The organism is Mesorhizobium sp. B2-4-6, from assembly GCF_006442775.1.
GTDB lineage: Bacteria > Pseudomonadota > Alphaproteobacteria > Rhizobiales > Rhizobiaceae > Mesorhizobium.
The window spans coordinates 126,185-140,146 of record NZ_VFVI01000002.1 but is presented as its reverse complement, the minus strand read 5'-3'; the positions used below and the strand labels follow the sequence as shown (position 1 = coordinate 140,146).

General features: G+C 63.3%; 15 protein-coding genes. 7 read left to right on the top strand and 8 right to left on the bottom strand.

Going from position 1 to position 13,962, the window contains the following annotated elements; translation table 11 throughout:
- The first annotated feature begins 14 nt into the window (after window positions 1–14).
- Entirely contained in the window at window positions 15–671 is a 657-nt protein-coding gene (locus FJ957_RS06565; protein WP_140829795.1) for a 5-formyltetrahydrofolate cyclo-ligase, read from the top strand.
- Here the strand turns inward: FJ957_RS06565 and FJ957_RS06560 are convergent.
- Complete coding sequence (locus tag FJ957_RS06560) at window positions 668–1,141, bottom strand: Lrp/AsnC family transcriptional regulator (RefSeq protein ID WP_140829793.1); 474 nt, start codon at window positions 1,139–1,141, stop codon at window positions 668–670. The genes FJ957_RS06565 and FJ957_RS06560 overlap by 4 nt on opposite strands.
- Before the next feature lie 203 nt (window positions 1,142–1,344).
- On the opposite strand from FJ957_RS06560, the gene ald reads away from it, so the two are divergent.
- Together ald and FJ957_RS06550 are read left to right on the top strand one after the other, a co-directional pair.
- A complete protein-coding gene (ald, locus tag FJ957_RS06555) occupies window positions 1,345–2,460 on the top strand; it encodes an alanine dehydrogenase (RefSeq protein ID WP_040982961.1) in 1,116 nt (371 codons plus the stop codon).
- Window positions 2,450–2,782: a hypothetical protein gene (locus FJ957_RS06550; RefSeq protein ID WP_140829790.1), complete on the top strand. Its 333-nt coding sequence runs from the start codon at window positions 2,450–2,452 to the stop codon at window positions 2,780–2,782. Before ald ends, FJ957_RS06550 begins: the two co-directional genes overlap by 11 nt.
- 101 nt (window positions 2,783–2,883) lie before the next feature.
- Here the strand turns inward: FJ957_RS06550 and FJ957_RS06545 are convergent, their stop codons facing one another.
- The 6 genes from FJ957_RS06545 to FJ957_RS06520 form a co-directional block, all read right to left on the bottom strand.
- Complete coding sequence (locus FJ957_RS06545) at window positions 2,884–3,351, bottom strand: DUF1203 domain-containing protein (protein WP_140829786.1); 468 nt, start codon at window positions 3,349–3,351, stop codon at window positions 2,884–2,886.
- Between the two features lie 144 nt (window positions 3,352–3,495).
- Window positions 3,496–4,053: an OmpA family protein gene (locus tag FJ957_RS06540; protein WP_140829782.1), complete on the bottom strand. Its 558-nt coding sequence runs from the start codon at window positions 4,051–4,053 to the stop codon at window positions 3,496–3,498.
- Between the two features lie 129 nt (window positions 4,054–4,182).
- A complete protein-coding gene (locus FJ957_RS06535) occupies window positions 4,183–4,746 on the bottom strand; it encodes a GNAT family N-acetyltransferase (protein WP_140830849.1) in 564 nt (187 codons plus the stop codon).
- Window positions 4,746–5,597 (bottom strand): 3-mercaptopyruvate sulfurtransferase, encoded by an 852-nt coding sequence (sseA, locus tag FJ957_RS06530; RefSeq protein WP_140829780.1) that lies wholly within the window; start codon window positions 5,595–5,597, stop codon window positions 4,746–4,748. Before sseA ends, FJ957_RS06535 begins: the two co-directional genes overlap by 1 nt.
- Before the next feature lie 32 nt (window positions 5,598–5,629).
- On the bottom strand, window positions 5,630–6,373 hold the full coding sequence (locus FJ957_RS06525; RefSeq protein WP_140830848.1) for an alanyl-tRNA editing protein: 744 nt from the start codon (window positions 6,371–6,373) through the stop codon (window positions 5,630–5,632).
- A complete protein-coding gene (locus FJ957_RS06520; RefSeq protein ID WP_140829779.1) occupies window positions 6,373–7,407 on the bottom strand; it encodes a cysteine synthase A in 1,035 nt (344 codons plus the stop codon). The genes FJ957_RS06525 and FJ957_RS06520 overlap by 1 nt, the downstream gene beginning before the upstream one ends.
- 191 nt (window positions 7,408–7,598) lie before the next feature.
- Here FJ957_RS06520 and FJ957_RS06515 point away from each other — a divergent pair, with 191 nt between their 5' ends.
- Window positions 7,599–8,450: an SDR family NAD(P)-dependent oxidoreductase gene (locus FJ957_RS06515; RefSeq protein ID WP_140829777.1), complete on the top strand. Its 852-nt coding sequence runs from the start codon at window positions 7,599–7,601 to the stop codon at window positions 8,448–8,450.
- A 69-nt stretch (window positions 8,451–8,519) separates the two neighbouring features.
- Window positions 8,520–9,509, top strand: coding sequence for an alpha/beta fold hydrolase (locus FJ957_RS06510; RefSeq protein ID WP_140829775.1), 990 nt, complete (start codon window positions 8,520–8,522; stop codon window positions 9,507–9,509).
- An 87-nt stretch (window positions 9,510–9,596) separates the two neighbouring features.
- Here the strand turns inward: FJ957_RS06510 and FJ957_RS06505 are convergent, their stop codons facing one another.
- Complete coding sequence (locus FJ957_RS06505; RefSeq protein ID WP_181180515.1) at window positions 9,597–11,036, bottom strand: DEAD/DEAH box helicase; 1,440 nt, start codon at window positions 11,034–11,036, stop codon at window positions 9,597–9,599.
- A gap of 394 nt (window positions 11,037–11,430) precedes the next feature.
- On the opposite strand from FJ957_RS06505, the gene FJ957_RS06500 reads away from it, so the two are divergent.
- Together FJ957_RS06500 and FJ957_RS06495 are read left to right on the top strand one after the other, a co-directional pair.
- Window positions 11,431–12,963, top strand: a complete 1,533-nt coding sequence (locus FJ957_RS06500; protein WP_140829772.1) for an acyl-CoA carboxylase subunit beta — start codon at window positions 11,431–11,433, stop codon at window positions 12,961–12,963.
- A gap of 55 nt (window positions 12,964–13,018) precedes the next feature.
- Window positions 13,019–13,960 (top strand): glycosyltransferase, encoded by a 942-nt coding sequence (locus FJ957_RS06495; protein WP_140829770.1) that lies wholly within the window; start codon window positions 13,019–13,021, stop codon window positions 13,958–13,960.
- Window positions 13,961–13,962 lie beyond the last annotated feature (2 nt).

Here is a 13,962-nt window from a genome sequence, read left to right as displayed (position 1 = left end):
GACAGGAGCCAAGCATGGCTGACAACCGTGACGACGAAGGGCCGGCGCAATACGCCTCGCCGCCCTGCTTCATGCACGAACTCGACCCGGAATACCGGGAGCCGCTCTCCGACTGGACGGATGTCAGACGCTGGCGCAAGGCCGAGCGCGAGCGGCTCATCGGCGCCCGCCTTGCCGTCTCGGCCGATGCGCGCGCGGCCATGTCTGCGCGCATCGGGGACGGCCTCGACGCGCTGATCGGAGACATAGCCGGCCGGATGGTCAGCCTCTACTGGCCGTTTCGCGGCGAGCCGGATCTGCGTGGCTGGATGGCCTCGATCAACGATCGTGGTGGCCGCACCGCGCTGCCTGTCGTCATCGAGAAGGGACAGCCGCTGGTGTTTCGCGCCTATAGACCGGGCGACCGGCTGGAAAAGGGCGTCTGGAACATTCCGATCCCTGCCGAAGGCGATCCGGTGCTGCCCGACATCGTGATTTCGCCGATCGTCGGCATCGATCCCGGCAACTATCGGCTGGGCTATGGCGGCGGTTTCTTCGACCGCACGCTGGCCGCCATGCCGTTCAGGCCGCTCGTCGTCGGCGTCGGTTACGAACTGCAGCGCATTCCGACCATCTACCCGCAGCCGCACGACATTCCGATGACGACTGTGGTTACGGAGGCTAGCGCTTAAGCCATCTCCGGCCGCAGCCCGACCGCCGTGCGATCGACGATCTCGCGCAGCGCGAAGGATGAGTTGATCTTCGTGACATGCGGCATGGCCGACAGCCATTCCTTGTGAATACGTTCATAGTCGACGAGATCCTTCGCCGCGATACGCAGGATGTAGTCATATTCGCCCGACATCAGATGGCAGGAGAGCACGTTCGGACAGCGCTTGATCGCCGCCTCGAAATCCGACAGCGTCTTTTCGAATTGCCCTGACAGCGATATGTGCACGATCGCCGTCATCTGGTGGCCGAGCGCGGAATTGGACAGCCTGGCGTGATAGCCGCGGATGGTCCCGGTTTTTTCCAGATTGTCGAGCCGGCGCGAACAGGCCGACTGCGACAGCCCGACTTTCTCGGCAAGCGCCGCGTTGGGTATCCGCCCATCCTTCTGCAAAGTCTCCAGAATAGCGATATCGATCCTGTCGAGCGGCATTTTTCGTGGTTCCTGCGAATTTCTAGTGATTTTTCGCAACGATTATCGAAGAGCGACCGTTGCCGCAAGCGCATTCGCAAACACATACGGAACGATTCGTGATTGACTGCGGTTACTGCGTGTCCACCTCCGAACTTGGAGCCGGTGGCATGCACCGATGACAGGGAGAGCGCCCCTTGAAGGGCGCGGACAGGAGAAGAAAGATGCGTGTCGGCTGCCCCAAGGAAATCAAGAACCATGAATATCGCGTCGGCTTGACGCCCGGCTCGGTCCGCGAATATGTCGCGCATGGCCACGAAGTGCTGGTCGAGACAGGTGCTGGCGCCGGTATCGGCGCCGACGACAACGCCTACCGCGCCGCCGGCGCGACCATCGCCAAGACCGCCGCCGACGTGTTCGCCAAGTCGGACATGATCGTCAAGGTCAAGGAGCCGCAGCCCAACGAATGGGTCCAACTGCGCGACGGCCAGATCCTCTACACCTATCTGCATCTCGCTCCCGATCCGGAGCAGACCAAGGGTCTTCTTGGCTCGGGCGTGACCGCGGTCGCTTATGAGACCGTGACAGACGATCGCGGCGGCCTGCCGCTGCTCGCGCCGATGTCGGAAGTCGCCGGCCGCCTTTCGATCCAGGCCGGCGCGACTGCGCTGCAGAAGGCCAATGGCGGCCGCGGCGTGCTGCTCGGCGGCGTGCCCGGCGTGCTGCCTGGCAAGGTCACCGTGCTCGGTGGCGGCGTCGTCGGCCTGCATGCGGCCAAGATGGCGGCCGGCCTCGGCGCAGATGTCACCATCATCGACCGCTCGATCCCGCGCCTGCGCCAGCTCGACGACATTTTTGGCGGCCGCGTGCATACGCGTTACTCGACCGTCGAAGCGCTGGAAGAGGAGTGCTTCTCGGCCGACGTCGTCATCGGCGCCGTGCTGATCCCGGGTGCCGCCGCGCCCAAGCTCGTCACCCGCGAAATGCTCTCCGGCATGAAGAAGGGCTCGGTGCTGGTCGACGTCGCGATCGACCAGGGCGGGTGCTTCGAGACCTCGCATGCCACGACGCATGCCGATCCGACCTATGAGGTCGACGGCGTGATCCACTATTGCGTCGCCAACATGCCCGGCGCCGTGCCGGTGACTTCGGCGCACGCGCTCAACAACGCGACGCTGCATTACGGCTTGCAACTCGCCGACAAAGGCCTCAAGGCGCTGGTCGACGACCATCACCTGCGCAACGGCCTCAATGTCCATAAGGGCAAGATCACCAACCGCGCCGTCGCCGAAGCGCTCGGCTACGAAATGGTCGAACCGAAGGCGGTTCTTGCCGCCTGATAAATTCGCCGAGATTTCCTTCAGTCGCCCGCCGGGTCATTCCGGCGGGCTTTTTCTTGCGCGCAAACTGGTCACGCCAAGAAAACCGGGCAACAAAAAAGCGGAGCAAAAGCCCCGCTTCCTCGAATGTCGCGATCTGCCGCCGGTCCATCCGCGGTCGACAAATCATCAACAACTGCTTTTTAGCGCAGTAGTGCGACGGGAATACGACAGTCTTGAAATGCGCCTTCTCTCGCCTTCCGCCAATATGCGTCTTGTGGAAATGCTTCACATTCGCTCGACAAGAAAGACGCCTAGAGACGGACCGTTACTGGCGGCCTGAGCCTGGCGGGTCGGACAAGTCCGGCCCGGACAGCACTGGCCGACAGCTTCTGTCAGACCCTCCAACGGCCCGCCCGACCATCGGCGGGCTTCTTTTTCGGGTCATGCCCGCTCGATGCGGCATTGATAGCAATTGTTCCGGGCCGAGCGGACATGGATGTAGGCGATGTCGTCGCGCCCAAACAGCGTCCGCGCCCGGGCGGCAATCTCGCCGGCCGGCGTGACGGCGCCGCTGCCATAGACGATGCGATCGTCCTCGCCATAGCCCCTGACGATATAGTCGCTGCTTTCGAGCATCTCCGGCAGGGCATCGCCCTCGGCGGCGCGCTCGCATTCCTCGGCGTGGAGGAAGATCGGGCCGGTTTCGGCATAAGGTTGCAGTTGCGGGAACGGCCGGTAAGCCACGATCAGGTAGCCTTTGCCTGCGGCGACATTCTTCATGCAGTGCCTGCAGGGTACGCCGTCGCCATCGGAGATCCGGTGCTCCGGGGTGCGGTCGTAGGCATCGGGACCTCCCCGCTGGAGGGCGCGCACGGCTCCGGTCGGCAAGGCTTTGAACTGGATGCTCATGGTAAATCTCCGGTGTCGATTTCCGGAAATTATGCCTGTGCGACGGTGTCTCCCACCCGATTCCTGACTGACGCCGCGCACAAGTGAAAGAGCCCAACCGCTTCGAACAGGCCAGGCTCCGTCGTCGGCATTATCGGCTCAGCTTCACCGCACGAAATCGTCGAAGCGGCGCAGCGTCACGCGCCGGTTGCGCCAGTTCTCCTGTTGGGTCTGCACAAGCAGGAATTCCTCGCCATAGCCAACGGTGTCCAGCGCGAAAGCGGGCACGCCGAACTCGCCCACCAGCGTCCGCTTCAGCGACGCGGCGCGGCGTTCGGACAGGATCTGGTTCGATTCGAAGGAACCCACGGCATCGGTGTGGCCTTCGATCAGGATGCGGGCGCCGCGGTCTCGGCGCAGGATGCGGTGGAGCGCGTCGGCAATGATTTCGACCTTGCCGTATTGCGAGGGGGCGATAGCGGCCGAGCCGAACTCGAAATTGATCGACTGGATGTCGATCGAGCGCGCCATGCGCCGCAGATCTGGCCGGCGCTTGAACTCGCGAATGGTGACGCGCTCGTTCGGGCGAAGCTTCTTCCTGGGCGGAGCGTCGAGCTGGCGCTCGATCGTGGCAGCCGAAGGCGTGGTCGCCTGCGCGGATGCCAGGCTCGGCATGGCAATTGCCGCAATCATGGCTACGGCGAATGTACGTCGGGTCAACATGTCTTTATCTCCTAAAGCTCGGCCTCGTAATGCGGCCGGGACAATGGCAAAGACAGTCTTAAGCGGCGATGAACGAGGCGTTCAGGCGGTGAGACGTTATAGCTTGCCGTTCGGAATTGCTTGAACCGCTTAGTCTCGCATAACGCTGGCCGAGCGCTCGGCGAAGCTCAGCGGATGCACGACCTCCTTCTTCTGCGCCACCGGCGTGAAGCCGAGCTTCTGGTACAGCGGGAGAGCCGCCGGATGATCGAGCGTGCAGGTCTGCACGGTGACGCGCCTTGGCCCATATGCCCAGGCCGCCGAGATCGCGGCGCCAAGGAACCAGCGGCCGATGCCCTGGCCGTGCGCATGCTCCATCATGCCGAAATAGGCGAGATCCACCTCGTCCGGCAAATGCGGCTTGAGGTCGAAGAAGCCGGCGGGAGCGCCGTCGAGATAGAGCACCCTGATGTCGCGATCCTCGCGGTGCAGGCCGGCGGCAAGCTCCTCGTCGCTCAGCCTCAGCACATTGACCCAGTGCCATTTGCGCCCGACGCGATCCATCAGATAACGATAGAAATGGAGCGGGATATCTTTTGTCTTCAGCAGCGCGATCTGGCGGTTGTAGGGGATCGGCGGCGAAACCGCCGGCGCCGCATGCATCTCCAGGAACGTGACCGTGACATCGATATCTTGCAGCGCGCCGTTTTCCATCATTCTTTCCCCGTCACCACCGGCGTGTCGCCGAGACCGCCCCATTCTGTCCAGGAACCATCGTAAAGCCGGTTGTCGGTATGACCGAGCGTCTCCAGCGCCAGCGTGATCGCCGCCGCGGTGATGCCCGAGCCGCAGGACGTGACGACCGGCTTCGAGAGGTCGATGCCGGCCTCCTCGATCACCTTCCGCAAGCCATCCTTGGGCAGCAATTCGCCATTTTCGGCAAGCGCCGTGATCGGAACATTGTGCGCGCCAGGCATATGGCCCGATCGGACGCCTGGACGCGGCTCCGGGTCGGTGCCGGCAAAGCGGCCTGCCGAGCGCGCGTCGGCGACCTGGCTTTGCCGGCCGCCAACGATCTTGCGCATCTCGTCGAGCCCGACAACCCGGCCCGCGTCGAAATCGGCGTGGAAGACGCTTGGCGCGATCTTCGTCGGCTCAGCCGTCACCGGTCGCCCCTCGGCCTTCCAGCGATCGAAGCCACCGTTCAGGATGTAGACCTGGAAGACGCCCATGACGCGGAACATCCACCAGGCGCGCGGCGCCGAGAACAGACCTGGACCGTCATAGACGACGATCGTGTCGTCGGCCGAAACGCCCATGGCGCCGACATATTGAGCGAAGTGCTGCGGCGAGGCCAATGTGTGCGGCAGTTTCGAATCCGGATCGGAAACCGCGTCCTGGTCGAGGAAGCGCGCGCCGGGAATGTGAGCGGCATCGTATTCGGCGCGGGCGTCGCGCTTTTGGGCCGGCAGGTACCAGGAGGCGTCGATGATGGTGAGACCTGGTTCGCCAAGCTGCTTTTCCAGCCAATCGGCGTCGACGATGAAAGGGCTGTCCTGCGCCATTTTTGTTCTCCCTGCCACGCCTTGCCTTAACGTCAATTCGCCGGTATCGGTCCGAAGCGGATACGGAAGCGCCGGTTCTCGCGGCCTTTCTTCTCGATCTTGCCGATATGGATCTCACCGACCTCGCCGGTCGACTTCACATGCGTGCCGCCGCATGGCTGGCTGTCGATCGAACCGTTGTCGCCGATGCAGACCAGGCGGATTTTCCCTGTGCCGACAGGTGGGCGGACATTCTTCGATTTGACTAGGCCAGGATTGGCGGCGAGTTCCTCGTCGGTGATCAACTTTGTGAAGATCGGATGATCGGCGCGCACCAGCTCCATCAGCCTCGCCGTCACATCCTCCTTGCTGAAGCCGGCATCGGGAATGTCGAAGTCGACGCGGCTGTCATCCTCGGCGACCGCCGCCCCGGTGATCGGAAACGGACAGACCACTGTCAGCAGGTGGCAGGCGGAATGCATGCGCATCAGGAGGTGCCGCCGTTCCCAGTCGATCAAGAGCTTCAGCTTTTCGCCGACGGCGGGCAGCGCCTGCTCGGGTGCCGGTACATGGATGATCTCGTCCTTGGTCTCTCCGGTGATGGTGGCGGCGATCGCGATGCGGCCGCCGTCGGCACGTTCGAGCATGCCGGTATCGCCCGGCTGTCCGCCGGACGTCGCGTAGAAGATCGTGCGGTCGAGGAGGATGCCGCCACGATCGTTGATAGCGACTACCTCGGCCTCCGCCGTCTTCTGATAGGCGTCGTCGCGAAACAGCGCCTCGGTCTTGCGCGCCATCATGCCACCTTTTCGAACGGCACGGAAATGTCGGTCTTCGCTTCCATCCAACCCGGCACCGGAAGATTCTTGCCGCGCAGGAACTCCGGATTGAAGAGCTTGGACTGATAGCGCGTGCCGTAGTCGGCAAGGATTGTCACGATGGTGTGGCCGGGGCCGAGCTCGCGCGCCAGCCGGATGGCGCCGGCGATGTTGATGCCGGTCGAGCCGCCGACGCAGAGCCCCTCCTCCTGGATCAGGTCGAAGATGATCGGCAATGCTTCCTCGTCCGGGATTTGATAGGAGAAGTCGGGTGTGAACCCATCGAGATTGGCGGTGATGCGGCCCTGTCCGATACCTTCGGTGATCGAGCCGCCATCGGATTTCAGTTCGCCGCTGGTGTAGAAGCTGTAGAGCGCGGCGCCCAGCGGATCGGCGAGCGCGATCTTGACGTCCTTGCTCTTGCCCTTGAGCCCGAGCGCGACACCGGCGAGCGTGCCGCCGGAGCCGACGGCCGAGACGAAGCCATCGATCTTGCCGTTGGTCTGAGCCCAGATTTCCTGCGCGGTCGTGCGGATATGGCCGTCGCGGTTGGCGACATTGTCGAACTGGTTGGCCCAGATCGCGCCGTTCGGCTCCGAGCGCGCCAGTTGCCCGGCAAGGCGGCCGGACAGTTTTATGTAATTGTTGGAGTTCTTGTAGGGCACGGCCGGCACCTCGATGAGCTCCGCACCCAGGATCTTGATCGTGTCCTTCTTTTCCTGGCTCTGCGTGTCGGGGATGACGATCACGGTGCGGTAGCCGAGTGCCTTCGCGACTAGCGTCAAGCCGATGCCGGTGTTGCCGGCAGTGCCTTCCACGATAAGCCCGCCAGGCTTCAGGAGCCCACGCTGTTCGGCATCGCGGATGATGAACAGGCCCGCGCGATCCTTCACCGATTGCCCTGGATTCATGAACTCGGCCTTGCCGAGGATCTCGCAACCGGTTGCTTCCGAGGCCTTGTTGAGCCGGATCAGGGGCGTGTTGCCGATCGCTTCGATCACAGAACGGGGCATGCGGGATTCCTTCATGTGTGCGGCGAGACCCTAAAAACCGGAAGCCGCGGTTTCAAGGCAGGATTTTGCCTGGTCCAGTCGCATTCCGGATGGTGCAATGCTCGCGATCATTTCAACGCCATACGCAAAACCGCTCTTTTCAACCGATTTCTCCGCCGCTAGAGCAAACCGGAACATTCGCAGGACATCCCATGGCACTCTACCGGGCCAATCCGAAAGACGGTGTCGCCTGGATCACAGGCGGCAGCAGCGGCCTTGGCCGAGCGTTGGCCAAGGATCTCGCCAATCAAGGCTATGCCGTCGCGGTGACGTCGCTGCCGGAAGATCCAGCCGACACGCTGATCGTGGAAACGGCGCAGATGTCCGGGCATGTGAAGTCTTTTCCCTGTGACGTGACCGACGAGCACGGCATGGCGCGCGCGGCCGCCGCGATCGAAGAACAGATGGGGCCGATCGTGCTTGCCGTCTTCAACGCCGGCAACTATATCGCCACACCCGGCGAGAACCTGGTGGTGCGCGATTTCCATCGCTCCTTCGCCGTGAACTATTTCGGCATCGTCAACGGCGTGGTGCCGGTCGTCGAGCATATGCGCGTGCGCGGACGCGGCCATGTCGTGCTGGTCGGATCGGTCACCGCCTATTCCGGCTGGCCGACCACGGCGGCCTATGGCGGCACCAAGGCCGCCATCAACATCCTGGCGGAGTCGCTGAAATACGACTTCGACAAGATGAACATCCGCGTTCAGGTCATCAATCCGGGATTCGTCGACACGCCGCTGACCGAAAAGAACAAGCTGCCGATGCCGGGCCTCATGCCTGTGCATCGCGCGTCGCGCCGCATGGCCCGCGGCATCAGGAAGGGTGGCTTCGAAGTCACCTTCCCGTACCACGTAAGCTTGCCCCTGAAGCTGCTCAGCCTGCTGCCGCGGCCGATCTGCCGGTTCGTCATCGGTCTCACCACCCACTGGTGGGGGCGGCCATTGCATTTCGACCGCAGGCTGCCCGGCAAAAAAGATCCGCCCGACGACGACAGGCCAACATAAGCCGGCGAAACAGCGATTGCCTGCCGGCGGGGACGGCCATAGGTTGAGAATCATTGCTTGGAGACTGTAATGGGGCGGCGGATCGTGCTTGCGGTGCTTGGCCTTGCAGTCGTCCTGGTCGCCGGTTTCTTCCTTGGCCCGCGCGTGTCGGTCGATACGACAATCCGTTTCAATCCGTCGGCGATCGGCGACGATCCGCAGGCCTATCTGGCGCGTGAAGAGGCTGCCATGCCCGACATCCGCGACGGGCTCGACAAGGAGATCATCTGGGCAAACCCGATGGTCCATGCCAAGACGCCCTTGGCCATCGTCTATATCCACGGCTTTTCCGCCTCGAAGGGCGAGGTCCGCCCCTTGCCGGACGACATTGCGGATGAACTGGATGCCAACCTCTTCTACACGCGCCTGACCGGTCACGGCCAGGACGGCGCGGCAATGGCGCAAGGCAGCGTCAATGCCTGGATCAACGACTATGAGGAGGCGTTGGCCATCGGCCGCGCCATCGGCGACAAGGTGATCGTCATCGGAACCTCGACCGGAGGCTCGCTGGCGGCGTGGGCCGCAACGCAGCCGAGCGCTTCGGACGATGTTGCCGCGATCGCGTTCATCTCGCCCAATTTCGGCGTCAAAGCCTCCGGCGCCGAGTTGCTGACCATGCCCTGGGGCGGGCAACTCGCCGAGCTCATCGGTGGCAAGGAGCGCAGTTTCCCCCCGCGCAACGCGCTGCACGAAAAATTCTGGACCACCAGATACCCCATGAAGGCGGTGCTGCCGATGGCCGCGCTCACGGAACTCGCCTATGCCGCGCCGGTCGAGAAGGCGACGATCCCCGCGCTGTTCATCTTCTCCGACTCCGACAAGGTGGTGCGACCCGACCGCACGCGCGAGATTGCCGGACGCTGGGGTGCTCCGCACGAGCTGGTGCCGGTCGACGACACCGGCGATCCGGACAATCACGTCATCGCCGGCGATGTGCTGTCGCCGCAGACCACGGCCTTTCTCACCCAGCGCATCGTGGTGTGGGTGAAGGCGCTGATGCAGCAGCAGTCAGGCCAGTGAAAGGCAAGCCAGTTAAGTCAGGCCAGTGAAATGAAAAACGGCCGAAGCATCGCTCCGGCCGTTCCTGTTCGCGTGGTTCTGATGGGCTCAAGCGGCCCTGTTCGCCGGACGCTTGCCGCCGAAGCGGCGCTTGTTGTTGCCCTTGAAGCGCTTGAAGCCGTCAGGCTTGCTCGAGCCATTCGGCTTGGCGGCAGCCGGGCGTTCGCCCTGCGGCTTCGGAGCGCGCTCGCCATGAGGCTTACCGCCGAAACGCTTGTTGTCGCCACCGTTGCCAGGGCGGCGGCCATCGCGGCGGGCGCCGTGATGCTCGCGGTCATTGGCCGGCTCGAAATGACGCTCGGTCTTTTCCCTGGGGTCGCGCTGCGGATCGGGGCTGCCGAGGTGATCGGCGACGACCGGCAGCTTCATGCGGATGATACGCTCGACCTGCCGCAGCTTGGCGTTCTCCGAAGGATCGCAAAGCGTGATCGCAATGCCGTCCCTGCCGTTGCGGCCGGTGCGGCCGATACGATGGACGTAGCTTTCCGCCTCATCCGGCAGGTCGAAATTCACGACATGGCTGATGCCGGGCACGTCGATGCCGCGCGCCGCGATGTCGGTGGCGACCAGGATGCGAACCGAGCCATCGCGGAAATCGTTGAGCGCCTTCTGGCGGGCGTTCTGCGATTTGTTGCCGTGGATGACGGCAGCCTCGAAACCGTCACGGGCCAGGTCCTTGGTGACGCGGTCGGCGCCATGCTTGGTGCGCGAGAACACGATCACCGAGCGCATTGCCTCGTCGGCGAGCATCCTGGACAGCACCTGGCGCTTCTGCTTGGTGCGGGCGAGCACCACACTCTGCACGATCTCGGCTGCCGCGGTGCTTTGCGGCGAAACTTCGATGCGGACGGGGTTCTTCAGCAAGCCCTTGGCAAGCTCTGCGATCTCATCGGGCATGGTGGCCGAGAACAGTGCCGTCTGGCGGTCCGGCGCGGTCGCCTTGGCGATGCGCTTGACGTCGTTGATGAAGCCCATGTCGAGCATGCGGTCGCCCTCGTCGAGGACGAGCCATTTGGTGTCGGCGAGGATAAGGTCGCCCTCGCGCACCAGGTCGGTCAGGCGGCCGGGCGTGGCGATCAGAATGTCGACGCCGGGCGCAACCTTCTTCACCTGGCTGAAGCGCGAGACGCCGCCGAGCACCAGCGCGGTCGAGACATGCGCGCCCTTGGCGAGGATCTTGATGGTGTCCTCGATCTGCACGGCGAGTTCGCGCGTCGGCGCCAGGATGAGCGCACGCGTCGTCTTCGGCCGGCGCTTGGTGCCGAGGCCGATGATCTTGGACAGGATCGGCAACGCAAAGGCCGCGGTCTTGCCGGAGCCGGTCTGGGCGATGCCAAAAATGTCGCGGCCTTCCAACTGCGGCGGGATCGCCTGCATCTGGATCGGCTTGGGATCGGCGAAGCCGGCGGCATGAGTGGCCTTCAGCAACGCGCCCGAAATACCAAGTGCGGCGAAACCGTTCAGTTCCGCTATGTTTTCGTTGGTCAAAATATTCTTCTTTCACGCGGCCTTGTGGCCGCAAACATCAATTGCGGCAGGGCGCAACCTGCCGTCGGATAAATTATCATGGAACGACAAGGCGGCGGACGATCGTCCGCGCGGCTGCGCTGTCGTGCCCGCAAGCATCATGCCTCGGGGCTTTTTCGCCAGCTTGCCGATCGACCAGGGCCGATTTGCCGGAAAGAGGGAAAACAGACGCAACCAGTCTCATTCGTCGAGAAGGCCGGATTCGTCCCGGCCCAAGCGCCTATGCCGCTGCATATGGCCGAGTCCGGCCCGAAATGCAAGGGGCTTCATGTTGCAGTGCAACAAAAATGAGGGCGCTTGCGCTCCCCTATCCTGGCGATTACCACAAATCACTTATCCGTTTTGGGGACCAGCGATGAAAGACGTGCTGAAGGAACTCGAGCGTCGCCGCGAGATTGCCCGCATGGGCGGCGGCAAGGACCGCATCGAGGCGCAGCACAAGAAGGGCAAGCTCACCGCTCGCGAGCGTATCGAGGTCTTCCTCGACGAGGGCTCGTTCGAGGAATTCGACATGTATGTCGAGCACCGCTCGACCGATTTCGGCATGGAGAAGACCAAGATCGCCGGCGACGGCGTCGTCACCGGCTGGGGCACCGTCAACGGTCGCCCGATCTATATCTTCGCCAAGGATTTTACCGTGTTCGGCGGCTCGCTGTCGGAGGCGCATGCGGAGAAGGTCATCAAAGTCCAGGAGATGGCGCTGCGCAATCGCGCGCCGATCGTCGGCCTCTATGACGCCGGCGGCGCGCGCATCCAGGAAGGCGTGGCGGCTCTCGGCGGCTATGCCGAGATATTCCAGCGCAACGTGCTCGCCTCCGGGGTCATTCCGCAGATCTCGCTGATTATGGGTCCCTGCGCTGGCGGCGACGTCTACTCGCCCGCCATGACCGATTTCATCTTCATGGTGCGCGACACCTCCTACATGTTCGTCACCGGGCCGGACGTGGTGAAGACGGTGACCAACGAGACGGTGACCGCCGAAAGCCTCGGCGGCGCTTCCGTCCACACCACCAAGTCCTCGATCGCCGACGGCGCCTATGACAACGACGTCGAGGCGCTCTTGCAGATGCGCCGGCTGGTCGATCTGCTGCCGGCTTCCAACACCGCCGAAATTCCCGAGGTCGAGTGCTACCAGTCGGTGACGGACCACGACCTGTCGCTCGACCGGTTGATCCCGGACAATGCCAATAAACCCTATGATATCAAGGAACTGATCCTGAAGGTTGCCGACGAGGGCGATTTCTTTGAGATCCAGCAGAGCTTTGCCAAAAACATCGTCACCGGCTTCGGCCGGGTCGACGGCCGCACGGTGGGCTTCGTTGCCAACCAGCCGATGGTGCTGGCAGGCGTGCTCGATTCCGACGCCAGCCGCAAGGCGGCGCGTTTCGTGCGCTTCTGCGATTGTTTTTCTATTCCGATCGTCACCTTCGTCGACGTCCCGGGCTTCCTGCCGGGCACCGCGCAGGAATATGGCGGGCTGATCAAGCATGGCGCGAAGCTGCTCTTTGCCTATGCCGAGGCGACCGTGCCGAAGATCACCGTGATCACCCGCAAGGCCTATGGCGGCGCCTATGACGTGATGGCGTCGAAGCATCTGCGCGGCGACATGAACTATGCATGGCCGACGGCGCAGATCGCCGTGATGGGCGCCAGGGGCGCGGTCGAGATCATCTATCGCAAGGACATCGGCGATCCGGAGAAAATCGCCGCCCATACAAAAACTTACGAGGATCGCTTCCTGTCGCCTTTCGTTGCCGCCGAACGCGGCTATGTCGACGAGGTGATCATGCCGCATTCGACCCGGCGCCGCGTGGCGCGCGCGCTGCGCATGCTGCGCAACAAGGATATGGAGAACCCCTGGAAGAAGCACGACAACATCCCGCTGTGAAAATGCCTCCATCAGCCGAAAGGACGACAACCGCTAACATGAGCGCGGGGACGAAATGCGAATAACGCTTGCGGCCCAGGGCCTTATTCCGTGCAAAGGCTATGGCGGCATTCAGCGGCAGGTCGAATGGCTGACCACGGAAATGGTCAAGATGGGACATCACGTGACGTTGATTGCCGGCCCGGGGTCGTCGCATCCGATGTGCGAGGTCCGCCACGCGGTGACCAATGACGAGTGCCGCGCGGCCGTTCCCAAGGACACCGACATCGTCCATCTGCAGGCCTGGAAGGTCGAAGTTCCGTTTCCGACGCTCAACACCGAGCGCGGCCACCTGCCGGATTACCCGAGGCCGCAGCCGAACTGGAGCTTCATCAGCGCCCGCCATGCCGAGTTGCATGGCCGCAAGACCTTCGTCTACAACGGCTTTCCGGTCGATGCCTATCGCCTGGCGCCGTCGAAGAACGACCATCTGTTTTTCATGGCGGCCATCGCGCGGGCCGGAAAGGGCCTCAACCGCGCGGTGGACCTCGCGAAAAAATACGATTTCAAGCTCGATATCGCCGGCGGCTCGCGCTGGAAGCTGCTTGGCCGCAGCAAGACCCGCCGCGAGGGTGTCTTCTTCAAAAGCCTGTCGTCCCGCTTCCGCTATCACGGCATGGTCGATGGCGAACCGAAGGTGCGCCTGCTGGGCGAGACCAAGGCCTTTCTGAACCCGATTTCGTGGGAAGAGCCATTCGGCAATGCGCCGGTCGAATCCATGCTGTGCGGCACGCCGGTCCTCACGACGGCACGCGGCGCGCTGCCCGAAACCGTCGATGCCGATACCGGCCGCTTCTTCGACACGGACGAGGAGTTCGCGCGCGGTTTCGGCGAAATCGGCGGTTTGCCGGCGCAAAGATGCCGTGAATCCGCGGCAGACCGGTTTCCGATCGAGAAGGCCGCAAAAGCCTATGTCGAGCTCTACCACCGCATTCTTGATGGCGAAGCGCTTCCGTGACA

What these genes read in the sequence shown, in the direction of transcription:
- FJ957_RS06515 (WP_140829777.1), top strand. Translation starts at nt 7,599, where the DNA reads ATGGCACTCTACCGGGCCAATCCGAAAGACGGTGTCGCCTGGATCACA.
- FJ957_RS06540 (WP_140829782.1), bottom strand. Translation starts at nt 4,053, where the DNA reads ATGTTGACCCGACGTACATTCGCCGTAGCCATGATTGCGGCAATTGCC.
- FJ957_RS06500 (WP_140829772.1), top strand. Translation starts at nt 11,431, where the DNA reads ATGAAAGACGTGCTGAAGGAACTCGAGCGTCGCCGCGAGATTGCCCGC.
- FJ957_RS06510 (WP_140829775.1), top strand. Translation starts at nt 8,520, where the DNA reads ATGGGGCGGCGGATCGTGCTTGCGGTGCTTGGCCTTGCAGTCGTCCTG.
- ald (WP_040982961.1), top strand. Translation starts at nt 1,345, where the DNA reads ATGCGTGTCGGCTGCCCCAAGGAAATCAAGAACCATGAATATCGCGTC.
- FJ957_RS06495 (WP_140829770.1), top strand. Translation starts at nt 13,019, where the DNA reads ATGCGAATAACGCTTGCGGCCCAGGGCCTTATTCCGTGCAAAGGCTAT.
- FJ957_RS06565 (WP_140829795.1), top strand. Translation starts at nt 15, where the DNA reads ATGGCTGACAACCGTGACGACGAAGGGCCGGCGCAATACGCCTCGCCG.
- FJ957_RS06545 (WP_140829786.1), bottom strand. Translation starts at nt 3,351, where the DNA reads ATGAGCATCCAGTTCAAAGCCTTGCCGACCGGAGCCGTGCGCGCCCTC.
- FJ957_RS06520 (WP_140829779.1), bottom strand. Translation starts at nt 7,407, where the DNA reads ATGCCCCGTTCTGTGATCGAAGCGATCGGCAACACGCCCCTGATCCGG.
- FJ957_RS06560 (WP_140829793.1), bottom strand. Translation starts at nt 1,141, where the DNA reads ATGCCGCTCGACAGGATCGATATCGCTATTCTGGAGACTTTGCAGAAG.
- sseA (WP_140829780.1), bottom strand. Translation starts at nt 5,597, where the DNA reads ATGGCGCAGGACAGCCCTTTCATCGTCGACGCCGATTGGCTGGAAAAG.
- FJ957_RS06535 (WP_140830849.1), bottom strand. Translation starts at nt 4,746, where the DNA reads ATGGAAAACGGCGCGCTGCAAGATATCGATGTCACGGTCACGTTCCTG.
- FJ957_RS06525 (WP_140830848.1), bottom strand. Translation starts at nt 6,373, where the DNA reads ATGGCGCGCAAGACCGAGGCGCTGTTTCGCGACGACGCCTATCAGAAG.